General features: G+C 62.1%; 20 protein-coding genes. 2 read left to right on the forward strand and 18 right to left on the reverse strand.

Annotated features, from left to right (window positions below; translation table 11 throughout):
- Positions 1-182: 182 nt before the first annotated feature.
- Together GEOBRER4_RS14195 and GEOBRER4_RS14200 are read left to right on the forward strand one after the other, a co-directional pair.
- Positions 183-2,432: an NADP-dependent malic enzyme gene (locus GEOBRER4_RS14195; RefSeq protein WP_185242864.1), complete on the forward strand. Its 2,250-nt coding sequence runs from the start codon at positions 183-185 to the stop codon at positions 2,430-2,432.
- 188 nt (positions 2,433-2,620) lie between these two features.
- Positions 2,621-3,358, forward strand: coding sequence for an energy transducer TonB (locus GEOBRER4_RS14200; protein ID WP_185242865.1), 738 nt, complete (start codon positions 2,621-2,623; stop codon positions 3,356-3,358).
- Between the two features lie 6 nt (positions 3,359-3,364).
- Here GEOBRER4_RS14200 and GEOBRER4_RS14205 read toward each other — a convergent pair whose 3' ends face one another.
- From GEOBRER4_RS14205 to GEOBRER4_RS14290, 18 genes are all read right to left on the reverse strand, one after another.
- On the reverse strand, positions 3,365-5,188 hold the full coding sequence (locus GEOBRER4_RS14205) for a tetratricopeptide repeat protein (protein WP_185242866.1): 1,824 nt from the start codon (positions 5,186-5,188) through the stop codon (positions 3,365-3,367).
- A gap of 61 nt (positions 5,189-5,249) precedes the next feature.
- Positions 5,250-7,148, reverse strand: a complete 1,899-nt coding sequence (locus GEOBRER4_RS14210) for a transglutaminase family protein (RefSeq protein WP_185242867.1) — start codon at positions 7,146-7,148, stop codon at positions 5,250-5,252.
- Positions 7,129-7,899 (reverse strand): DUF58 domain-containing protein, encoded by a 771-nt coding sequence (locus GEOBRER4_RS14215; protein ID WP_226377791.1) that lies wholly within the window; start codon positions 7,897-7,899, stop codon positions 7,129-7,131. Before GEOBRER4_RS14215 ends, GEOBRER4_RS14210 begins: the two co-directional genes overlap by 20 nt.
- Before the next feature lie 101 nt (positions 7,900-8,000).
- The gene (locus GEOBRER4_RS14220) at positions 8,001-8,918 is read right to left on the reverse strand and encodes an AAA family ATPase (protein ID WP_185245338.1); all 918 of its coding nucleotides are present in this window, start codon (positions 8,916-8,918) and stop codon (positions 8,001-8,003) included.
- 151 nt (positions 8,919-9,069) lie between these two features.
- A complete protein-coding gene (locus GEOBRER4_RS14225; RefSeq protein ID WP_185242868.1) occupies positions 9,070-9,825 on the reverse strand; it encodes a 7-carboxy-7-deazaguanine synthase QueE in 756 nt (251 codons plus the stop codon).
- On the reverse strand, positions 9,818-10,186 hold the full coding sequence (gene queD / locus GEOBRER4_RS14230; protein WP_185242869.1) for a 6-carboxytetrahydropterin synthase QueD: 369 nt from the start codon (positions 10,184-10,186) through the stop codon (positions 9,818-9,820). Before queD ends, GEOBRER4_RS14225 begins: the two co-directional genes overlap by 8 nt.
- A 138-nt stretch (positions 10,187-10,324) precedes the next feature.
- Positions 10,325-10,678, reverse strand: a complete 354-nt coding sequence (locus tag GEOBRER4_RS14235; protein ID WP_185242870.1) for a hypothetical protein — start codon at positions 10,676-10,678, stop codon at positions 10,325-10,327.
- A gap of 30 nt (positions 10,679-10,708) precedes the next feature.
- Positions 10,709-11,317: an L-threonylcarbamoyladenylate synthase gene (locus GEOBRER4_RS14240; protein ID WP_085812034.1), complete on the reverse strand. Its 609-nt coding sequence runs from the start codon at positions 11,315-11,317 to the stop codon at positions 10,709-10,711.
- Between the two features lie 277 nt (positions 11,318-11,594).
- Positions 11,595-12,026: a nucleoside diphosphate kinase regulator gene (rnk, locus tag GEOBRER4_RS14245; protein ID WP_085812033.1), complete on the reverse strand. Its 432-nt coding sequence runs from the start codon at positions 12,024-12,026 to the stop codon at positions 11,595-11,597.
- Between the two features lie 45 nt (positions 12,027-12,071).
- A complete protein-coding gene (locus tag GEOBRER4_RS14250) occupies positions 12,072-12,887 on the reverse strand; it encodes a rod shape-determining protein (RefSeq protein ID WP_226377792.1) in 816 nt (271 codons plus the stop codon).
- A 347-nt stretch (positions 12,888-13,234) separates the two neighbouring features.
- A complete protein-coding gene (locus GEOBRER4_RS14255) occupies positions 13,235-14,338 on the reverse strand; it encodes an aminopeptidase (RefSeq protein WP_185242872.1) in 1,104 nt (367 codons plus the stop codon).
- 154 nt (positions 14,339-14,492) lie between these two features.
- The gene (gene dut, locus GEOBRER4_RS14260) at positions 14,493-14,933 is read right to left on the reverse strand and encodes a dUTP diphosphatase (RefSeq protein ID WP_085812030.1); all 441 of its coding nucleotides are present in this window, start codon (positions 14,931-14,933) and stop codon (positions 14,493-14,495) included.
- A 1-nt stretch (position 14,934) separates the two neighbouring features.
- Positions 14,935-16,191, reverse strand: a complete 1,257-nt coding sequence (locus GEOBRER4_RS14265; RefSeq protein ID WP_185242873.1) for a M16 family metallopeptidase — start codon at positions 16,189-16,191, stop codon at positions 14,935-14,937.
- 53 nt (positions 16,192-16,244) lie between these two features.
- A complete protein-coding gene (pnp, locus tag GEOBRER4_RS14270; protein ID WP_185242874.1) occupies positions 16,245-18,335 on the reverse strand; it encodes a polyribonucleotide nucleotidyltransferase in 2,091 nt (696 codons plus the stop codon).
- A gap of 184 nt (positions 18,336-18,519) precedes the next feature.
- Entirely contained in the window at positions 18,520-18,786 is a 267-nt protein-coding gene (rpsO, locus tag GEOBRER4_RS14275; RefSeq protein WP_085812027.1) for a 30S ribosomal protein S15, read from the reverse strand.
- 117 nt (positions 18,787-18,903) lie between these two features.
- Positions 18,904-19,788 (reverse strand): tRNA pseudouridine(55) synthase TruB, encoded by an 885-nt coding sequence (gene truB, locus GEOBRER4_RS14280; protein ID WP_226377958.1) that lies wholly within the window; start codon positions 19,786-19,788, stop codon positions 18,904-18,906.
- A 2-nt stretch (positions 19,789-19,790) separates the two neighbouring features.
- Positions 19,791-20,759, reverse strand: a complete 969-nt coding sequence (locus GEOBRER4_RS14285; RefSeq protein ID WP_185242876.1) for a DHH family phosphoesterase — start codon at positions 20,757-20,759, stop codon at positions 19,791-19,793.
- Complete coding sequence (locus GEOBRER4_RS14290) at positions 20,740-21,099, reverse strand: ribosome-binding factor A (RefSeq protein ID WP_085812024.1); 360 nt, start codon at positions 21,097-21,099, stop codon at positions 20,740-20,742. Before GEOBRER4_RS14290 ends, GEOBRER4_RS14285 begins: the two co-directional genes overlap by 20 nt.
- Positions 21,100-21,188: the final 89 nt, after the last annotated feature.

The raw sequence follows: 21,188 nt of genomic DNA on the forward strand, positions 1-21,188 counted from the left end.
CCCGAAACACTCAAAATGCGGCAAGCAGGCCGACATTGTAGCACCCCTGCACCGTGCTATAATTTTGCCTTTCGGCCCTGCGCCTCATCCTTCAGCAATCCGGACCGGAACAATGACAGACAGTAGTTGTTTGGTCAACGAGCTGATAGCTCTGACGGGTAGTTCATCTTGAGGAGGTAGCAATGGCAAAGAATATGGACGCACTCGAATACCATGCCGGCGGCCGCAAGGGGAAGATCGAGGTCATCTCCTCCAAGCCCTGCCTTACATCCCGCGATCTCTCGCTTGCCTACACCCCGGGGGTGGCCGAGCCCTGTCTCGCCATCGAGAAGGACCCGGAACTTGCCTACCTCTACACGGCGAAGGGGAACCTGGTCGCCGTCGTCTCCAACGGCACGGCGGTCCTTGGGCTCGGCAACATAGGAGCCATGGCAGGCAAGCCGGTCATGGAGGGGAAAGGTGTTCTTTTCAAGCGCTTCGCCGACCTGGACGTCTTCGACCTGGAGGTGAAGTCGGAGAACCCGGACGACGTGATCAAGGTGGTGCAGCTTCTGGAGCCTACCTTCGGCGGCATAAACCTCGAGGACATCAAGGCCCCGGAGTGCTTCTACATCGAGGAGGAACTGAAGAAGAGCATGAACATCCCGGTCTTCCACGACGACCAGCACGGCACCGCCATCATCTGTTCGGCGGCGCTCATCAACGCGCTGCAACTGGTCGGCAAGAAAATCGAAAAGACAAGGATCGTGGTCAACGGCGCCGGCGCCGCCGGAATCGCCTGCGCCAACCTCGTCCTCTCGCTGGGGGCGAGAGCGGAGAACCTCTACATGTGCGACACCAAGGGGGTGATCTACAAGGGGAGGGTCGAGGGGATGAACCCGTACAAGGAGCGCCTGGCGAACGACACGCCGCTGCGCACGCTCGAAGAGGCGATGCGCGGGGCCGACGTCTTCATCGGGGTCTCCGCCAAGGGGGCGGTCACCCAGCAGATGGTGCGCGAGATGGCGAAAGACCCCATCATCATGGCCATGGCAAACCCCGACCCGGAGATCACCCCGGAGGAGGCGCTCTCGGTCCGCTCCGACGTCATCATGGCGACCGGGAGGTCTGACTACCCGAACCAGGTGAACAACGTGCTCGGCTTCCCCTTCATCTTCCGGGGTGCGCTCGACGTCAGGGCCAGCACCATCAACGAGGAGATGAAGAAGGCGGCGGTTTTCGCCCTGGCGGAGCTCGCACGCGAGGATTGCCCCGACTCGGTGTGCCGCGCCTACGGCAACGAGAACTTCACCTTCGGTAGAAACTACATCATCCCCAAGCCGTTCGACCCGCGGGCGCTTTTGCGCATCGCCCCGGCGGTGGCCCAGGCGGCCATGGATTCGGGGGTCGCCCGGATGCCTATCGAGGAGATGGCCAGGTACACCGAGTGGCTGGAGGCGCTGCAGGGACGCGCCAAGGAGACCATGCGCCAGATCATCAACAAGGCCAAGTGCGACCCGAAGAAGATCGTCTTCCCGGAGGGTGACAACGAGAAGATCCTCAGGGCCGCCTACGCGCTGGTGGAGGAGGGGATCGCGCACCCGATCCTGATCGGGAACAAGGCAAAGGTGAAGGAGAAGATCGCCGAGCTGGGGATGGAGCTAAACGCCACGATCGTAGACCCGGAGACCTCGGAGTTGACCGAAGGTTACGCCGAGGAGCTCTACAGGAAACGCCAGAGAAAGGGGGTGACCCTTTCGGAGGCGCGCCGCATCATGCGCCGCAAGTCCAGGAACCACTTCGGCTCGATGATGGTGCACATGGGAGACGCGGACACGCTTCTCTCCGGCATCGACTCGCACTACCCCGACACCATCAGGCCGGCCCTGGAGGTGATCGGGAGGCAGCCTCAGCTCTCCGGCGTTCACGGCATGTACATGATGGTGTTCAAGAAGGGGATCTACTTCCTCGCCGACACCACGGTGGAGATCGAACCTACTGCGGAGGAGCTGGCCGAAACTGCACTCCTCGCGGCGGAAAAGGTGAGGCTTCTGGACATCGTCCCCCGCATCGCCATGCTCTCCTTCGCCAACTTCGGATCGGTGAACCACGCGCTCACCGTCAAGGTGAAAAGGGCGGTGGAAATCGTCAAGCAGAAGGCGCCGGAGCTTGAGATCGACGGAGAGATGCAGGCGGACACCGCGGTGACGCCGGAGCTTTTGGAAAACTACACCTTCTCCACCCTGACCGGGCCGGCCAACATACTGATCTTCCCCGATCTCAACTCCGGGAACATAAGCTACAAGCTTTTGCACCGGCTGGGGGGGGCCGAGGCGATCGGGCCGCTTTTGATGGGGATGAAGAAGCCGGTCCACGTGCTGCAAAGAGGCGACGACGTCTCTACTATTGTCAACATGGCCGCGATTGCCGTGGTAGACGCACAGAACCAGTAACCGGCGGCTGTTCCCGCCCCCGGAGGGGTAGGGTCAGGGAGGGGGAAGTAATAGGAAAGGGGACCCGTTATTCGGATCCCCTTTCTTCGTGGGCGTAACTCTTGTTTTCATTGCCATGCTCGCCGCTTATTTGATATAGATAAACGCTGTGTCAGCAGGTAACCAGGCGAGAAGGATGGGCCGTACCCATGGATGAAGTATTAGCGCCGCTTGACGAAGCGGACCAGCCGATAAAGCCGAACCGGCAGTTTATCACCGGCCTCGCGGTCTCTCTGGCACTGCACCTTGTCTGTGCCGTCATCCTCGTGGGCCTTCCCGGAGGGGGGGAACAACCCCGTCCGCAGGTCACCTACGTCGACCTGAACTCCATTGCGACACCGCGCCCGGCTGCTCCCGCGGCAAAGCCGGCTGCCGCCGAACCGGAACTCCCCGAACCCGATCCCGCCAAGGCCGAGCCGATACCGGTCCCCGAGACGCCCCCCGCACCGCCGCAGCAGGTCGAGGAAAAGCAGCCGGAGGCCCAGCCTGCCCCCCCGCAACCGGCCCCCGCCGAAGAGAGGTCCGCGACCACTTTCGGGATGGGACTCACCAAGGGGTACTTCAAGAGCTTAAGCGACGGCGATTCGCTGCGCCCCGATGTTAAGGCGTACTACCAGGAGGTTTTGCAGGGAGTCAACAACAAGTGGTGGCTGGAGCAGAAGGATCAGAAGGTGCGGACCATCGTGGTCAACATAAGCGTGGCGAGAAACGGCGAAATCGTGGGGAGCTTCATCCTGCAGAGTTCGGGGAACATGGTCTACGACCGGATGGTGCAGAAAACCCTGGAGGCCTCGGGTCCCCTGCCGCCGCTTCCCGCAACCTTCCATGGCGAGGTATTCAACGCCCCCATCCGCCTGGTCCCACCGCTGAACCTGTTGGCCTGGTAGACGCCGCTACCCCTCTTCCATTTCCAGTTCGATGATGTCCAGGTGCTCTTCGCCGGAAAGGGCGGAGAGCCTCCGGGAGGCGTCGTGATACCCGGGGTCAGCGCCGATTACCTCCCGGTACAACTCTATCGCCTCGTCCGTCGCGCCCGAATGCTCCAGCAGTACGGCCAGCTCGTAGGAGATGCAGAGCCGCTCGGGCTGGGAGATCACCTCCAGGGCCAGGCCGCGGCGCAAAAGGTCCTCGGCCCGGTCGGGCTCCCCCTTCTCGCGATAGCAGATGGCCTGAAGCGTAAGGCAGTCCAGCCGCCGTTGGGGGTTGCGCGCGGCGATATCGAACTCCTTGATGGCTCCGCCGTACATCCCCATCTCTTTGTAGCCGATCCCCAGATCGTAGTGCGACTCAAGCTCCTGGATGTCCAGCTCAGCCTCCGGGACATCCTCGCTCTCCGGATAGATCTCCTCCCATCCGCGCTGCCGCTGCGAGAGGACGGGCACCTCATCCTGCACCGCCTCCAGCGGGGCGTCCCAATCCTGCGTCTCCGAAAGCCACGGCTCTGCCGCCGGGGGCAGGTTGTCCGGTTCAGGGAGGTCTTCCAACTCGGGCAGCTCCTCCGATTCGGCAAGCGCGTCCGACTCCGGCAGTTCCTCCCAGGGGAGAGCCACGCCCAGCTCCTGCGGCAGGGCGAGTTCAGGCACCGCCTCGGCATCCAGCTCGACCACCGGGGCAGCTTCCTGCTCCAGCGGCTCCTCCTCCAGCGACTGCACCACCTCGTCGAAATCGAGTTCCAGGGAAAAATCGAGCTGCAGGTCGACGCCCTCCGGCGCCTCAGGCTGCACCAGTTCAGGGGCGGAGGTTATCGCCGGAGACGCGGCCTCAAGGTCCGGGGAACTCGCCTCCGGGGCGGGCGCCAGCGGGAGATCGTCGTCCAGGTCGAGCTCGATCTCCTCTTCCCAGGAGGCGAGCGCGGGAGCTTCCTCGGCAGGTGCGGCGGCGAGATCCGGCTCCGGCTCCCAGGAGCCTACCGGGGGGGACTGCTCCAGTTCGGCTGCCGGCAGGGGCTGATTGAAAGGATCCGGGAGTTCTTCGATCGCTTCCGGCTCGCCCTCGCTCTCCCAGGGGGCGGGGGCATCCGCATCCGTGCCGGGGATGTCGTGGGATTCCAACGACTCGATGGCGCCCGGAGCTGTGTCGTCGCGATGTTCATGTCCGGTGGAGGTGACTTCCCTTCCCCTGTCCGGGAAAAGCTGCTGCAGGCGGAACCCCACCACCTCGGCATCCGCTGCGTGACCGCGTGCGCGCAGCGAGGCGGCGAGCTGCTCCAGGGACTGGCAGGACTCTTCCTTGGCGCCGGTAGCGAAGAGGAGCTCGGCGTGTTTGAGGCGGGTGGCGCAGTGCTCGGCATCCACGTCCAGCATCTTTTCCACCACCTGGAGCGCCTCTTTGAGGGCGCCTTCCTTTTCGTATTGCGCCGCGACCTGGCCGTATTCGGCGAGCGCATTCCCCACCAGCCCCTGTTGGTGGTTCAAGGAGGCTATTGTGAGCGTCACCGCGGTGTCGCCGGGAGAGAGACGCTGGATCTGCTTGTAGATGGCAATGGCTTTAAGGAAATAGGAATTATCGGCGTAGTGCTTGCCGATAACCTCATACTGTTGGATCGCCTCTTCCTTGCGGCGATCCCGCACCAGGAGCTCGGCCAGCCGTTGGCGGTAACGGACATCGGAGGGATCCAGGGCCACCACTTGCTGGTAATCCTTAATCGCCTTGTCGATTTGTCCTTTAAGAACGAAGCGCTGGGCGCTTTCGAGGATTTTTTCTTTTTTCGTAGCCACTTAAAGCCTCATGAAGCCGAAAGATGCGAGCTTCTAAAATTAGAACAAACTACGTCCGGTGTCAAGGATCATGCTGACGCAGTTCCCGCACGATTTCCTTCAACCGTGCGAGCTCTTCCCTGCGCAGCGGGCGGTCGCGGTAGACGGCGGCGCCATAGATGGCTGTGAACTCCCGGATCCTGGGATCGCCCAGCCGCGCCGACAGCTCGAAGAGCCCCTCCTCCCCGCTCACCTCCCCGGGGTAGCGCTTCCGCGCGGCCCTCAGCATGCTCCTCAGCACCCTCTCCTCACGGCTTGCCGGCCGTTTCCTGAGCCAGTAACCGATCCCCGCGGCCGGCAGCGCCAGGAACAGCAGGGCCATCGCCCCGCGCACGAAGCCGTCGGGAAGCCGCAGGTCGCGTGCCTTGTTCCCCGCCCGCCTGACCAGCGCGATCTGCTTGTCGAGGTCGTAGCTTACCACCGCCTTGTCCCAGTAGAAGCTCACCGCGTCGACGTACATCGACAGCCCCCTGGCAGCGGCGCCGCGCCTTGCAGCACCTACCGCCCAGGCGCTGGGATCGACCGTCTGCCACCCTGCCCCGTCGAGGTAAGCCTCGACCCAGACGTGCGCCATGTCCTCGGTGACCAGGTAGTACCCCCCCATGTCGTTGTAGCTGCCGCCTCGATACCCCCCCACCAGCCGCGACGGGATGCCTGCAAGTCTCAGCAGCGTGGCGTAGGAGGAGGCGAAGTATTCACAGTTGCCCCGCCTTTTATCGAAGAGGAAGGAGTCCAGCGGCTGGGGCCCGACCGGGAGGTCCGTGTTCGCATAGGTGATCCTCTGGTTGCGGAAGAACCCCTCCAAAAGCCTCATCCGCTCCCGGGGGTCGAGCCCGGCGCGGGCAAGCTCCCGCCCTTTGGCGAGCATGCGCTCTGGGAGCGTCGCCGGAAGCTGCAGGTAGAAGTCGCGGTCGATCCCTCTCTTCACCTCCAGGGCGCCCCCCAAAACCGAGGCCGCGACGTACTTCACCTTCCGGTCCAGAGGTCGGCGGGAGATGAAGACGGCGTCGTTGGCCTCGTCGTGGCGCACCCCGGTGATGCTGCGGGGGGTGTTCAGGGCGAGGAGGTAGGAGTTTTGCGAACGTTCCGGGTAGATCTCCTGCACCACCGCGCTCCCGCGCTGGACCGGGGGTAGCTCCTCGGGGACCGGTAGCCTCACCCAGGAGTTGCCGCGAAAACCGTTCAGCACGATGCCGCGCCAGTAGAGCTTCTCCTCCGGAAGTTTCCCGGTGACCGCCCTCAGCACTGCTCCTTTCACTTCGGTCACGCTCGCCGTCTCCCCCGGTTGTACGCTGTCGGAGAGACCGGTCTTCTTCCCTGCCGCGCCGTTCAGGAAGTGCCAAAGGGGGTACTGGGTCCTCGGCAAGAGCACGAAGAGCACGAGCAGGATGGGAAGCGACGCCACGGGGATAAAGAGCGATACGGAAAGCACCCTTTTCCCCTGCTCGGGGGTAAGGGAGATGGCGGGGTCCTGGGCGTGGAAGGTGAGGAGCACGAGCGACACGGCCAAAAGGAGCAGCAGAAGCAGCAGGTACAGCAAGAAGATGGCGGAAATCTCGTAGAGCGACGAGGCGGCCAGGCAAAAGAGCGACAGCGCGAAGGCCTGCAGGTAATGCCTGCCGCTTCTCTCCCCCAAAAGCCTGACGGCGAGAAAGAGCACCAGGAGGTCCCCGGTCACCGGGACCAGGCGGTCCATGCTGAATCCGACGGCGTAGTAGAGAAAGAGCGCGATGGAGAGCGGGGTGAGCAGGCGCGCCGGCAGCGCTCGGCCGCTTCGCTGCAGGTAAAAGGCGATCATGAGCGATGCCGGGAAGAAGTAGCTCGGCAGCGGGTCAAGGTACGGCTGCAGCGGCAGGTACCCCAGAAGCGCGATGCAGCCGGCAAGGAGGTTCAGCAGCTTTTCAATCTTCAGCTTGGCCATAAAGGGCAAGTTCTCCCAGGAGTTTGAGCCGGTGCGCGCGGGTAGGGGCAGCCGGCGCGATCACCTTCTCCCCCAGCCTGAGCCCTACCTGGCGCCCCCCCTTCACCAGGCGGTTCACCAGGTAGGAGCAGGCGCTGAGGCGCTGCTCCAGGTCGCGGCCGGGAACGCGCTCCAAGTCCAGTGTGAGCGGCTCCCCCGCCGTCGCCGAAAGCTCCTTCACCTTGAACACCTCGTGCTTGGCGGAGAGGCGCCAGTGGATCAGTTTGAGCGGTTCCCCTCCCCGGTAGTCCGAGATCTTGGCGAGATCCCCCTCGTAGCCGGGGGCAGCAGCGGCGACCGCCTCCCCCGTGTCCGGCTTCCCACCCTGCAAGAAAAGCCCGAGAGGTCGCGGCGCAGGGAAGACGGTGAAGGTCGCGGGAAGGTCGAGTCGGGTGTAGCGGATGAAGAAATTGACCGGGAAACGGGAGCTGATCGTGGCACAGGGGAGGCTTCTTTTGCCGCGGGAGGAAAAGGTGAGAAAAAGCGACTCCGACTCTGGACGGCGCGGCGGGAGCATGAGAAACCAGACCGAGCCGGACGAGAGCGCGACGTCTATGAGGAAGGAGGGAAGGATTTTCTTGCGGTTCTCCAGGCGCACCGAGACGGCGGTGGTGGTGCCGGCGTAGACCTCGTCGGGAAGCTGGACCTGCGCGGAGAGCCCCCGGAGGTTCAGCCACCCCAGGACACCGGTCACCGCCATGAAGCCGAGCATGGCGGCCACGATGAGAAAGAGCAGGTTGTTTCCGGTGTTGACTGCGGAGACCCCCAGAAGCAGCGTGGCGGCGATGTACAGCCCTCCCCCCTTGGTGAGCTTTATGTGAGGGGGAGCGGTATCTCTTTCAGGATGGCGTTTAATATCTGCTCCTTGTCCACCCCTTCATGCTCGGGGCGGAAAATGAGGCGGTGCGGGCATACCGCGTGCGCCACGTCCCGTACATCCTCCGGCGCCACGAAGTCCCGGCCGTTAAGGTAGGCCGCTGCCTTGGCTGCGTCGACCATCCCGATGCCGCCGCGGGTGGAGAGGCCGGCCTGGATCAGGGGATGATTGCGGGTCGCCTTGATGATGGCGTAGACGTAGTCGGTCACCTTCTCACCTACGTAGACGCGCTCTTTGACCGCGCGTATAGCCTCGACCAGTTCCTCGTGCGTCACCAGGGAGGGGATATGGAGGATATCGTCCCTGATGCTCCCCTGCCTCAGGATCCCCTTCTCGATCTCCTCGGGGGGGTAGCCGATGCCGGTCTTGATCAGGAAGCGGTCCATCTGCGATTCGGGAAGGGGGTAGGTGCCGACCTGCTCCACCGGATTCTGGGTGGCGAGGACCAGGAACGGTTCGGGGAGCTGGTAGGTCACCCCTTCCACCGTCACCCGGCGCTCCTCCATCGCCTCCAGAAGCGCGCTCTGCGTCTTGGGCATGGCACGGTTGATCTCGTCCACCAGCACGATGTTGTTGAAGACGGGGCCCTTGATGAAGTTGAAACGCCCGCTCTCCCTGTCGAAGACCGAGAGCCCTGTGATGTCCGAGGGAAGCAGGTCGCTGGTGCACTGAACCCGGCCAAAGGAAAGGCCGAGTGACCCGGCGAAGGCGAGCGCCATGGTGGTCTTCCCGAGCCCAGGGATGTCCTCCAAAAGGATGTGACCGCCAGTCAGAAGCGCCATCAGGCTCAGCCTCAGCGCCCTGACCTTCCCCTTCAGGTGCTGGCTGGAAAGCTCCTCCAGCACCCTGTTCATTTCGTCTACCCTTGGAAGTCCGTTCAACCCTTTACCTCCCCGGCCAGATGCCAGCCACTCATTATACCGGCAGCCCCGGAAAATGAAACAGGGGGCCCGCCTACGCCCCCTTGACCCTACCCCAGCCCTTTCTCCAGCCTGGATCCCCGATCTACAGCTGCCCCATGAACTTGTGCGTCTGGGGAATGACCCGGACCTCGTTCAGCCCCGAGCAGAGTTCCTGAAGCTCCAGCATCCTCAGCGCGGGGAGCGCGACGGTGCCGTTTCCCAGCGTCATCGGCTGCAGGATGAGGGGAATGGCGGGGTTCACGTCCAGGATCATCCGGCAGGAGCGTTCGATCTCCCAATCCTCGGTGCTCTGGTCGACGACGATCTTCACGAAGACGCTGGTCTCGGCCGCCGTCTCCAGGAAGGTGCGGTGCGCGTCCCAGAGATCGGCGCAGCCGGAGGTGGACGGCAGCTTGAAGTCCATCCCGATGTAGTCGAGGTACGGCATGAGCGGAGCGAGCGCGTCGGGAAGGGACCCGTTGGTCTCAAGATAAACCGGAAGCAGGCCTCTCAGCACCGGGAGCCACTCCTTGAGTTCTGCGGCGTAAAGCAGCGGCTCCCCGCCGGTGACGCTGATGGAGTGGTGGATGCCAGGCCACCCCGCGGTCCAGCTCTCCAGGAGCGTCGCAACCCGCTCAAGGCCTACCGGGTTCGGCACCTTGAAGAAGTCGCGTCGCCCCGGGGTGAGCTCCAGCAGGCACTCGTCGGGCGTTTCGCTCATGCCGGGGGTATCGCAAAAGGAGCAGTTCAGGTTGCAGCCGGCAAGCCTCAAGAATACCTGGCGCAGGCCGACCAGGACCCCCTCCCCCTGGATCGAGGAAAAGCACTCCACCAGGGGGGCGCAAAGAGCCTTACTCATAGTAGCTCGCGGCGGCGAAATCCGACTCCCACACGGTGACCATCTCCACCTTGACCTTGTCGCTGCCAAGGATCTTGATCAGCTCATGATAAAGGTAGCGCGCGATGTTCTCGGAAGAGGGAGATACCTCCGAGAATGGGGGAAGCTCGTTCAGGTACTTGTGGTCCAGGGTCTTCAAGAGGGCGTTGGTCTCCCGCTTGAGGATCTTGAAGTCGATGCCGAGGCCGGCCTTGTCCAGCTCGTTGGTCGTTACCGAGACTTCGACCTTCCAGTTGTGGCCATGCAGGTTCTCGCAGTCCCCCTGGTAGTTGATCAGGTTGTGGGCTGCAGCGAAGGCAGTGTGAATGGTGAGACGAAACATGCCACCCTCCGGGTTCTCATTATTAACAACCGGCCCAATATATCATAAAAGGGAGGCTAAGGTTAAGGTTAAGGTTGAGGGGGAGCGGATTTAATTGGAGGCGGGGATGACGCGTGTGGCGGGGCCTGGGAACTTGTCTCAGATGTTTATGCTCTCACCCGGTGCGAGCCTCGATGGCGGCGGGTTGGTGAACGAGGTGTAGGTGAGGACTAAGAAGAGGAAAATCAGGGAAAAAAGAAGCAGGATGCTCGATGAAAGACGTGCCTTCGGGTGGGGTGTCTCGCTCTGCAGGAGCCCGATGGCGGCAACCAGGACCCCGAACCCTCCCAGCACGCCGGCCAGGAAAAAGCCGAAGAACACCAGCCGAGCCTCTCCGTCCAGCCCGAGCAGGAAGAACTCGGCGAGGCTGCCATGGAAGAAGGTGGCAACCATGAGGGAGATGATGGCGGCGGAGATGGCGCGGATCCCGCTGCGGACGGTTCTTTTACGCATGGAGTGCTGACCTCGTTACCGACGGGCGCATCATTCGCACCAGCTCACGTCCCCTACCCCCTTCCGGAGGATTTCGGGGGAGTCGCCTATGAGGCTCACCACGGAGCTCACGTCGGCGGAGAGGTCGCCGCCGTCGACCACGAGATCCAGGAGTTTGCCCAGCTCGTGTTCGACCTGCCAGGGATTGCCGATGGGGTCCTCGCCGGAGAGGTTGGCGCTGGTGGTGACGATGGGGTGGCCCAGCTCCTTCACGATGGCGAGACAGATGTTGTTGTCGGGCATGCGGATGCCAACCGTCCTCTGCTTGGTCGTTACCAGGTCCGGCACCACGCTGTTCGCCTCCAGGACGAAGGTGTACGGGCCGGGAAGCAGCCGGCGCAGCTGCTTGAAGGCGTAGTTGGAGACCCTGGCGTAGCGCGAGATCTCGGATATGTCCGAGCAGATGAAGGAGAAGGGCTTCTTGCGGTCGCGCTGCTTGACCTGGTAGATGCGCTCGATTCCCTTCTTGCTGAAGATGCTGCAGCCGATGCCGTAGGTGGTGTCGGTCGGGTAGGCGACCACCCCTCCGTTTTTCAGTATCTCCACCACCTTGGCTACCAGCCGCGGCTGCGGGTTGTCGGGATTTATTTCCAGGAGCATGTCTAGTCACCGGGTTGATTTCCAGAGACGCTCGAAGTGAGGAGGACGCCTTCTGGATCAGGATGTCGCCGGCCGTGGCTCGCCTCGGCGCACCACAGTCTCAGAGCGGAGTTATTTATAATATATAAATGTGGCCCCGTCCACCATTGATCGCAGCTGAGCAGCGACCTCGATCACCTCTGCACCGTTTCCGCCCTCCCTGTTCCTGTCATGCTTCGCTGTCTGCAGCAGGGAAGAACCTCTCCCCCTCCTGCCTGCTGCAGAGAGCCACAACTTCCTAAAGATGGTAATCCCCGGCCGCTTCAGGCTGGTAGAGGATCTTCTTCACCTTCAGGTTCTTCATCCCTCCGGGGACAGGCCAGGTGATGCGGTCGCCGGTCCTGAAGCCTATCATGGCGGTGCCGACCGGCGCCAGGATCGAGATCCTGCCGCTGGCCAGGTCAGCCTCGTTGGGAAAGACCAGCGTGTAAATCAACTCTTCCTTGGAATCGAGATCCTGCAGGCAAACCCTCGAATTCATGGTGATCACATCCGGTGGGATGCCCGCCGGATCGACCACCTCGGCCCGAACCAGTTCCTCTCCCAGCTCTTGCAGGTTCTTGCTGTCTCGCGTCTGGGTGGAGCGCACTTTGTCGATCAAGGCCTCCAAACGCTCCAGGTCAAAGTCGGTGATGACTACGTGGCGTTGCGCGTTGCGCGTGTTTTTCATGGTGAAACCTCCAGGTTATAGTGTCGCTGCTTTAGCAGCATAGAATCAGTCCCAACGGTTCAGCATCAGCATGACCGGCAGTATCGCCCGAGCCCCCTCGACTACGGAGTGTCGCGGGTTGTCGGCGACAGAGATGCTGATGCCGATCCGCTCTTCGAGAAAGCGCCGTACCCCGGGTATGAGAGCGCCGCCCCCGGTTAGGCAGATCCCCGAGTCGATGACATCGCATCCCATCTCGGCGGGTAGATCGCGCACGAAAGAAGAGAGCTTGCAGGCGATCTCTTCCAGCACCAGTTCTATCGAGGCCGCGACAGTGATGCTCCCGATCTCTTCCGGGGAACGGTCCAGGCCGCAGCGGCGCATCAGGTGGTCGGCAAATTCGTCGCCGTACCCGCTGCAGCCCAGGTCTTTCACGATGGCCGAGCGCATACGGGCGCACCCGGTCCTGACCGCGCAGCAAGCACGGATTTCGCTGGAACTGATGATCGCGCAATCGGTCACGCCTTCACCTATATCCACCACCATCCTGGCGTAGGGTGACGATACGTCGATCCCCGCGCCGATCGCGGCAGCCAGCGGCTCAGGAATCACCTCGGCCGATGCCGCCCCGGACCTCATGATCGCGTCGACCAGCGACTGTCGCTCTTCATATCGAGCATCGCTTGGAGCACAGGCCAGTACACAGGGTTTGACGATGCCGCAGACCTTGGCACTGTCCAGTAGCGGCTTCAGGATATGCGATGCTGCCTCAGCGTCTACCACCACCCCCCCGCGCAGAGCCCTTTTCCCATCGATCATCGACGGTTGCTCCATCAACCGGCTACCTGCAGCGATGCGCGTGGTTGCGGTGCCGACATCCAAGGCGACATGCGGCCTCCAGTATGTGGGCTTTAACAAGGGAATCATGACGAAAGCTCCAAATAAAAAGCCCCCCACTGACCTGTGTCGGTGGGGGGCTTTGGAAAAACATGCTGCTTAAGCCTATACTATCCCCTCCGTCACAGTGACAGCTTGCGCGTCACGACGTACCGGAACGATTTCCAGAAGAGAGAATATTTGCTTGAACTGTGCATGAATGGGTGCCATCTGTTTCTCCGTCATTTCTTATCCAGCCTCGAATCTATCAGAAGAAGCGAACTGAGTCAATCCGCTGCAGCTTTTGTCTTCCGCGGGCGACCAATGCCAAAAGGTCGTCTTTCTACTCCCTGCTAAACCTCCGGGTTGAGACCGAGCAGGGGCTCGTGGACGAAGAGTCCGTCCTTCTGGATCAGGATATCGTCGAACCACAGTTCGCCGTCGCCCGCCAGTATCTTGACCATGTCCCAATGGACCGCGGAGCGGTTGCCGTTGTCGCACTCGTCGTAGGCCTGCCCCGGGGTGAAGTGGATGGAGCCGAAAATCTTCTCGTCGAAGAGGATGTTGCGCATCGGCACCGTGATCTTCGGGTTGACTCCGATGGCGAATTCCCCCACGTAGCGCGCTCCGTCGTCGGTATCGAGGATGCGGTTCAGCTCCTCGTCCATCCCCGGCGAGTTGGCGCGCACGATGCGGCCGTTCTCGAATTCGAGGCGGATGTTGTTGAATTCCTTCCCCTGGTAGACGGTGGGGCAGTTGTAGGTGATGTACCCCTGCACCGAGTTACGCACCGGCGCGGTGAAGACCTCACCGTCGGGGATGTTGAGGCGCCCGTCGCACTTGATGCCGGGGAGCCCCTTGATGCTGAAGGAGAGATCGGTGTCCGATGCCTTGATGCGCACCCGGTCCGCCGCGTCGACGCACGCCTTCAGCGCGTCCTGCTTCCGCGATTCCTCCTCCCAGTCCATGCAGCAGGCCGCGAAGAGGTAATCCTCGTACTCGTCCAGGCTCATGCGCGCTTCCTGGGCCGCCGACTGGGTCGGATAGCGGGTGATCACCCAGCGGGTGTGCTTTACGCGCTGGTCGATGATGGGTCGCACCACCTTGGACCAGGCGATCATGCTGGACTGCTTCGCCTTGGCCATCACCATCGAGTTGTCCGCCGCGGTGAGCCCGATGTAGACGTCGGCCTGCTTCATGAAATCGAGCTTGTGCTGCGGGAAGTAGGAGAGCTGCTCGGCGCTGGCGAGGTTGTAGAAGTAGCGGTTGATGTCGGGGATGGTGAACTCGTATTCGACGTACTTTGCGCCCCGCTCCAGGCAGAGCGCGTAGAGTTCCTTGACCAAGGGCGCGCCTTCGGTGCCGGCGCAGGAGATGAGCACCACGTCCCCCTTCTGGACGCGAGCGGAGTAGTCGACCAGGACTTCAGCGAATTGTCTTAAGCGTGGATCTTTCATATGCCTGCCCCCGATGGTTGGTTGAAGAATGGGTGACGCGGCTGCGCGGCGGGAAAACCGCGCGGCAGGTTGTTGTTCCAGTACTTCTTCTGAGAGCCTCAGCCTCAGTCTCAGTCTCAGTCTCAGTCTTAATCTTAATCTTAATCTGTTTTCTCTATCTTCCCGTGTGCCCGAAGCCGCCGGCGCCGCGCGCGGTGTCGCCCAGCTCCTCGACCTCGATGAACTCGGCGCGCTCGCAGCGGGCGAACACCATCTGGGCAATGCGCTCGCCGTCGCTTACCGTGAAAGGCTCGCTCCCCAGGTTGATCAGGATCACGCCGATCTCGCCGCGGTAGTCTGCATCGATAGTCCCAGGCGAGTTCACCAGCGCGATGCCGTGGCGTAGAGCGAGGCCGCTTCTGGGCCTGACCTGCGCCTCGAATCCCGGCGGGAGCTCGATGGCAAGCCCGGTCGGGACCAGCGCCCTCTCTCCCGGTGCCAGCACGAAATCGGCGGCAAGCGACGCGCAGAGGTCGACGCCGGCCGCGTGCTCCGTCATGTAGCAGGGAAGCGGGGTCGCCCTCAACCTCTTTATCCGGACAGGCAGGCTACCCATCTCAGACGTTTATGTCGTCAGCTTTGAAGGAAGGTGTGCCGATCCGCCCCAGCATGACCAGGGTGAGCGCGGAATTGTCGAGGATGTCTACAGCGAGGGTCTGGATGCTCTCAGCGGTGACCCGGTCGAACCCCTCCATGATCTCGGAGAGCGGCAGCGGGGTGCCGAAGTAGATCTCGTTCTTGGCAAGGCGCGACATGCGGTTGTCGCTGGACTCCAGGGAGAGAAGGAGGTTTCCCTTGAGCTGCTCGCGGGCACCCTCCAGCTGCTCGGCCGGGACCGGTTCTTTTTTGAAGCGCCCGATCTCGCGCAGCATGATCTCCAGGAGTTCGGCCTGGTTCTCGGGGCTTGCCCCGGCGTAGACCACCAGCGAACCGGCGTCTGCGTGGGAGGCGATGTAGGAATAGACGGAATAGGCAAGGCCGCTTTTCTCACGCACTTCCTGGAAGAGACGCGAACTCATCGAGCCCCCCAGGATGGCGTTCATGATGAAGGCATCGTAGCGCTGGGGGTGGCTCTGCTGCACCCCTTTGAGGCCGAGGCAGACGTGGATCTGCTCCAGTTCCTTCTCGATCAGCTCGATCCTCCGCTCGTAGACGGGAGGCGCCGATTCGGTCCTGCCGTTGCCGGAGGGGACGGAGTGCAGGTACTCCTCCAAAAGGGCGGTCAGCTTGTCGTGAGTCAGGTTCCCTGCAGCGGTGACGATGACGTCGTCGGAGCGGTACATCCGATCCTTGTAGGCGATGATGGCGTCGCGGGAGAGGCCGGTGACGCTCTCGGCGTCCCCCAGGATGGACATCCCCAGCGGGTGCCCCTTCCAGAAGTGCTGGTGGAACAGGTCGTGGATCAGGTCGTCGGGGGTGTCCTCCATCATGTTGATCTCTTGGAGCACCACGCGGCGCTCCTTTTCGATCTCACCGGGGTCGAAGGTGGAATGGAGGAAGATGTCGGTAAGCAGGTCGACGGCCTTGGGGAGGAACTTGTCCAGGACCTTGGCGTAGTAGCAGACGTACTCGCGGCTGGTGAAGGCGTTCAAAACGCCCCCTACCGAGTCGATCTCGCGGGCTATGTCGAGGGAGGAGCGCCTCTCGGTCCCCTTGAAGAGCAGGTGCTCGATGAAATGGGCGACGCCGTTGGACTCCCGCCTTTCATGGCGGGAGCCGTTGGCGACCCAGATGCCGATGGAAACCGAGCTGGCGTACGGGATACGCTCAGTGATGACGCGTATCCCGTTATTTAGGGTGGTCTTTTTAATCATGGCTTGAACTATACCCGGATTGCCATAAATTGCCAGCTCTCAAATGAGAACGATTATTCGGTGAAAGTCTGACCCAGAGCCTCTTTGCGGGAGAGCTTGATCTTGCCCTGCTTGTCGATGCCGATGCACTTGACCAGGACCTTGTCCCCTTCTTTGAGGATGTCGCTCACGTTCTTGACGCGCTCGGTGTCGAGCTCGGAGACGTGGACCAGACCGTCGGTTCCCGGGAAGATCTCGACGAAGGCGCCGAATTCCATGATCTTCTTGACGGTGCCCATGTAGAGCTTCCCTTCTTCGGCCTCGGCGGTGAGGTTCCTGATCATCTTGATGGCGAGGTCGCAGGCTTCCTTGTTGGTGGAAGCGATATTGATCTTGCCGGTGTCGTCGATGTCGATGGAAACCCCGGTCGCCTCGGTGACGCTCCGGATGTTCTTGCCGCCGGAACCAATAACGTCGCGGATCTTGTCGACCTTGACCCAGATGGTGGTGATGCGCGGCGCGAAGGCGGAGAGGTCGCCGCGCGGTGCGGCGATGGTCTTGGCCATCTCGCCCAGGATGTGGATCCTACCTGCTTTGGCCTGCGCCAGGGCGGCGCTCATGATCTCGCGGGTTACGCCGCCGATCTTGATGTCCATCTGCAGCGCGGTGACGCCTTCTGCGGTACCTGCCACTTTGAAGTCCATGTCCCCCAGGTGATCTTCGTCGCCGAGGATGTCGGAGAGGATGGCGAAGTCGTCGCCTTCCTTGATGAGGCCCATGGCAATACCGGCCACCGGAGCCTTGATCGGGATGCCTGCGTCCATCATGGACAGCGAACCGCCGCAGACGGTAGCCATCGAGGAGGAGCCGTTGCTCTCGGTGATGTCGGAGACGATCCTGATGGTGTAGGGGAAGTCGTCATGCTTAGGGAGCACCTGCTGCAGGGCGCGCTCGGCGAGCATGCCGTGGCCGATCTCGCGGCGCCCCGGAGCGAGACGGAAGCTGGTCTCGCCGACGGAGTACGGGGGGAAGTTGTAGTGCAGCATGAACTTCTTCCTGGAATCGCCGTAGAGCGAGTCGATGCGCTGCTCGTCAACCGAGGTGCCGAGTGTCGCAGCCACGATGGACTGGGTCTCGCCGCGGGTGAACAGGGCGGAGCCGTGGGCGCGGGGGAGCAGGCTTACTTCGGTGGAGATGTTGCGGATGGTCTTGGTGTCGCGGCCGTCGATCCTCTGGCCGTCCTTGATGATGTGCTCACGCACGAGGTCGTACTCGAGGTCTTCGATGAACCCCTTGATCTCCTTCTCGGAGCCTTCGAATTCGGTGGCAAGCGCCGCCACGGTCTCGTCGGCGATGGCGTCGATGGCCAGATGACGCTCGACCTTGGTCTTGATGCGGACCGCCTGCTTCATCCCCTCTTTGGCCAAAGCGGCGACGCGCGCCTTGAGCGCCTCGTTCACCACCGGCGCCGGGATTTCGCGCTTCGGGGTGCCGACCTTCTTGGCAAGTTCCAGCTGGGCCGCGAGGACCGGCTGCACCGCTTTGTGGCCGAAAAAGATGGCTTCCAGCAGGTCGTCCTCGGAAACCTCGGAGGCGGAACCTTCAACCATCAGAATCGCGTCCTGGCTGGCGGCGATCACGATCTCGAGATCGCTCTTTTCCTCCTGCTCAGCGGTGGGGTTGGCGACGAACTGGCCGTCGACACGCCCCACCTTGACGCCGGCGATGGGACCTGCAAAGGGAACGTCGGAGACCATCAGGGCCGCGGAGGCGCCGATCATGGAGAGGATGCCAGGGTCGTTGTCCTTGTCGGCCGAAACCACGGTCGCCATGACCTGGGTGTCGTTCAGGAACCCTTCCGGGAACAGCGGGCGGATCGGGCGGTCGATGAGACGGCAGGTCAGGGTCTCGTTGTCGGAGGGACGACCTTCGCGCTTGAAGAAGGAGCCGGGGATGCGGCCGCCCGCGTAAGCCTTCTCCTGGTAGTTGACGGTGAGCGGGAAGAAGCCCTGCCCTTCCTTGGCGCTCTTCAAGGCGACGGCGGTGACGAGCACCATGGTGTCGCCGCTTTTGATCATGACCGCGCCGCTTGCCTGCTTCGCGATCTTTCCGGTTTCGATTGTGATTGTCTTGCCACAGCATTCTGCTTGTACGGTGTGTACCATTCTTCGGCCTCCAATTTAGAGATTTTTACGGTTGGTGTTGGGGCCGCCGATAAAAGCGCCCTGCGAGCCAGCACAGCAAGGCGGTTTTATCCACGCCCCCAACGAGAAAAAGGGCACAAGGCCCTTAAGTGATGAAAGTGAAAGGCAACATACCCCGTAGAGGCATGTTGCCTTTTTCCTTACCTTACCTTCTGATACCGAGTTTCGCGATGATGGCCTTGTACCGCTCCACATCCTTCTTCTTCAGGTAGTCGAGAAGACCCCTTCTCTGACCGACTATCTTCAGCAGCCCGCGACGGCTGTGATGGTCTTTTTTGTGGGTTTTGAAGTGCTCAGTCAGATAAGTGATACGCTCGGAGAGAAGTGCGATCTGCACTTCAGGCGAACCCGTATCGGAATCATGACGCTTGTGAGCATTGACGATTTCCTGCTTCTTGTCAGTTACCAGCATTTAATTTTCCCCCTTCGTCCTTCTCGTTTATAAATTCTGCCAGCGCCGAGGTTAAGCCGCGGCAGTTGAAGCATCCGAACTGTGTACCATAAAAGCAACAGGCTGTAAAGCACAATACTAGTTAAATACGCGCGCCAATCGGAGCCCTTTGAGCATGTCGTACTCGGCTACTGCAGCAAAACGTTCCCCCTGATAGAGTCGCACCTGCTCGCCCTGCCTGAACTCTCCGGTTGCGGTGGTGAAATCCGCAGCTTGCGGCACCACGCCGTTTTGCACCTTCCTCCCCCCCGCCTCGGTGAGCTCCAGCCGTTGCAGGTGGTCGAGAGCCCGGTCCAGCGGGAGGATCAGGTCCTCCTGGTTCACCGCCTCGGCCAGCGCCTCGATGCTGATGGCGTCGGCCTCGCGGAAAAGGCCGCTTCTCGTGCGCCGCAGTTCGAGGAGGTGCGCACCGCACCCAAGCGCCTCGCCGATGTCGCTGGCAAGGGTCCTGACGTAGGTGCCGCGCGAGCAGGTAACGGTGAAGCAGGCCTCGGGGAGGCGGATCCACTCGAAGCAGAGCGCGTGGATTTCCACCTCGCGCGCCTCGCGCTCCACCTCGATCCCCTTGCGCGCCAGCTTGTAGAGCGGGACGCCATCCTTTTTGATGGCGGAGAACATGGGAGGCATCTGCTTCTGGAGCCCGAGAAATTGCGGCGCGAGCCGTTCCAGGTCCGACGCCTCCAGGTGCGACCAGTCGCGCTCGGAGAGCACCTGCCCGGTCAGGTCCTGGGTGTCGGTGGCGATCCCCAGCCTCAATACGGCCCGGTACTCCTTCTCCGACTCGTCCAAGAACTGGATCGCCTTCGTCCCCTCGCCAACGGCCACCGGCAGTACGCCCGTGGCGAAGGGGTCGAGGGTTCCCGTATGCCCCACTTTTTTCTGATTGATGGCGCGACGCACCTTCGACACGATGTCATGCGAGGTGACACCGGCCGGCTTGTCGATCACTAAAAAGCCGTTCAGCATCAGCGCATCTGCTCCAGTCGGTCGAAGACCAGGGCCTTAACCTCGGCCAGCGTCCCCTTGACCGTGCAGCCGGCGGCGTTGTGATGCCCGCCGCCGCCGAAGGAGGCGGATACCGCGGAGACGTCGACCTTCCCCTTGGACCTGAAGCCGACCTTGAAAAGCCCCTCCTCAATCTGGCGGAAGAAGAGCGCCACCTGCACTCCCCTGATGGAGCGGGGGTAGTTGATGAAGCGGTCGGTGTCCTGGGCGGTGGCACCGGTCTTCTCGTACATGTCGAGCGTGACTGTCACCGAGGCGTACTCTCCGGAGGGGGAGACGGTGAGGTCGGAAAGAGCCAGCGCCAGGAGCGCGATGCGCTGCAAGGGCTCGCTCTCGTAGAGGTTCTCGTTCACGTCCCAGGCGTTCACCCCCTTGCCGACCATCTCGCCGGCGATGGCGAAGGCCTCGGGGTCCGAGTTCGAGTAGTGGAAGCTCCCGGTGTCGGAAAGGATGGCGGTGTAGATGCAGAGCGCGGTGGGATAATCCACCTCGTCGCCGGCTTGCTTGATGATCCGGTGGATGAGAGCCGCGGTGGCGCTCGCCCTGGGGTCGATCAGGTTGCAGACGCCGAAGTTCTCGCAGCCGAGATGGTGGTCGATGTTGATGAAGCGGCCGATCCTCTTGTTCTCGGTGACCGCCTTTCCCGCCCGGCGGAACTCCCCCACATCGAGAACGAAGCAGACGTCGAAGTCACGCTCCGGCATCTCACCGTAGACCTGGTCCGCCATGGGGAGAAAGGAGCAGTTGTCCGGGACCGGGTCGCTCAGGTAGACGGTGACGTCCTTGCCGCGCCCGGAAAGGTAGTTGGCAAGGGCGAGCGACGAGCCGACCGCGTCCGGGTCGGGACTCTCGTGACTGGTGATCAGGAAGCTGGAGCCGTTGTCGATCTCCGCCAGTATCCGGGTTATCTCAGCTTTGGTCGCCGTCATCCGTTGCCCCTATCTCCTTCAGAATCGATTCGATATGCTGGCCGTAATCAAGGGAAGTGTCGTACTTGAACAGGATCTCGGGGACGAAGCGCATCTTGAGCGCCTGCCCGATCTCCTTGCGGATGTACCCCTTGGCGGAATTGAGCCCCGCCTCGCTGTTCTTTTTGTCCTCGTCGGAGCCGTGCACGGTGAAGTACACCGTCGCCTGCCTGAGGTCCGGGGTCATCTTCACGCCGGTGATGGTGAGAAACCCGATGCGCGGGTCCTTGAGCCCCTTGATCAGGAGCTCGGAGATGATCTTGTGGATCTCCTCCCCAACCTTGTCTGAACGCTTTACCATTTTCTTTTTCTCTCTGATCCGCCCGGGAAAAATGCCCGGGCGTAAACGGTTAAGGGGAGAGGGCCTTCCGCGGCCGGGTTGCCGGACGC

Origin of the sequence: Citrifermentans bremense, from assembly GCF_014218275.1 — a bacterium.
In the GTDB taxonomy this organism is placed as follows: domain Bacteria; phylum Desulfobacterota; class Desulfuromonadia; order Geobacterales; family Geobacteraceae; genus Geomonas; species Geomonas pelophila.

What these genes read in the sequence shown, in the direction of transcription:
- GEOBRER4_RS14195 (WP_185242864.1), top strand. Translation starts at nt 183, where the DNA reads ATGGCAAAGAATATGGACGCACTCGAATACCATGCCGGCGGCCGCAAG.
- GEOBRER4_RS14200 (WP_185242865.1), top strand. Translation starts at nt 2,621, where the DNA reads ATGGATGAAGTATTAGCGCCGCTTGACGAAGCGGACCAGCCGATAAAG.
- GEOBRER4_RS14210 (WP_185242867.1), bottom strand. Translation starts at nt 7,148, where the DNA reads ATGGCCAAGCTGAAGATTGAAAAGCTGCTGAACCTCCTTGCCGGCTGC.
- GEOBRER4_RS14215 (WP_226377791.1), bottom strand. Translation starts at nt 7,899, where the DNA reads ATGCTCGGCTTCATGGCGGTGACCGGTGTCCTGGGGTGGCTGAACCTC.
- GEOBRER4_RS14220 (WP_185245338.1), bottom strand. Translation starts at nt 8,918, where the DNA reads ATGAACAGGGTGCTGGAGGAGCTTTCCAGCCAGCACCTGAAGGGGAAG.
- GEOBRER4_RS14225 (WP_185242868.1), bottom strand. Translation starts at nt 9,825, where the DNA reads ATGAGTAAGGCTCTTTGCGCCCCCCTGGTGGAGTGCTTTTCCTCGATC.
- queD (WP_185242869.1), bottom strand. Translation starts at nt 10,186, where the DNA reads ATGTTTCGTCTCACCATTCACACTGCCTTCGCTGCAGCCCACAACCTG.
- GEOBRER4_RS14235 (WP_185242870.1), bottom strand. Translation starts at nt 10,678, where the DNA reads ATGCGTAAAAGAACCGTCCGCAGCGGGATCCGCGCCATCTCCGCCGCC.
- GEOBRER4_RS14240 (WP_085812034.1), bottom strand. Translation starts at nt 11,317, where the DNA reads ATGCTCCTGGAAATAAATCCCGACAACCCGCAGCCGCGGCTGGTAGCC.
- rnk (WP_085812033.1), bottom strand. Translation starts at nt 12,026, where the DNA reads ATGAAAAACACGCGCAACGCGCAACGCCACGTAGTCATCACCGACTTT.
- GEOBRER4_RS14255 (WP_185242872.1), bottom strand. Translation starts at nt 14,338, where the DNA reads ATGAAAGATCCACGCTTAAGACAATTCGCTGAAGTCCTGGTCGACTAC.
- dut (WP_085812030.1), bottom strand. Translation starts at nt 14,933, where the DNA reads ATGGGTAGCCTGCCTGTCCGGATAAAGAGGTTGAGGGCGACCCCGCTT.
- GEOBRER4_RS14265 (WP_185242873.1), bottom strand. Translation starts at nt 16,191, where the DNA reads ATGATTAAAAAGACCACCCTAAATAACGGGATACGCGTCATCACTGAG.
- pnp (WP_185242874.1), bottom strand. Translation starts at nt 18,335, where the DNA reads ATGGTACACACCGTACAAGCAGAATGCTGTGGCAAGACAATCACAATC.
- rpsO (WP_085812027.1), bottom strand. Translation starts at nt 18,786, where the DNA reads ATGCTGGTAACTGACAAGAAGCAGGAAATCGTCAATGCTCACAAGCGT.
- GEOBRER4_RS14285 (WP_185242876.1), bottom strand. Translation starts at nt 20,759, where the DNA reads ATGACGGCGACCAAAGCTGAGATAACCCGGATACTGGCGGAGATCGAC.
- GEOBRER4_RS14290 (WP_085812024.1), bottom strand. Translation starts at nt 21,099, where the DNA reads ATGGTAAAGCGTTCAGACAAGGTTGGGGAGGAGATCCACAAGATCATC.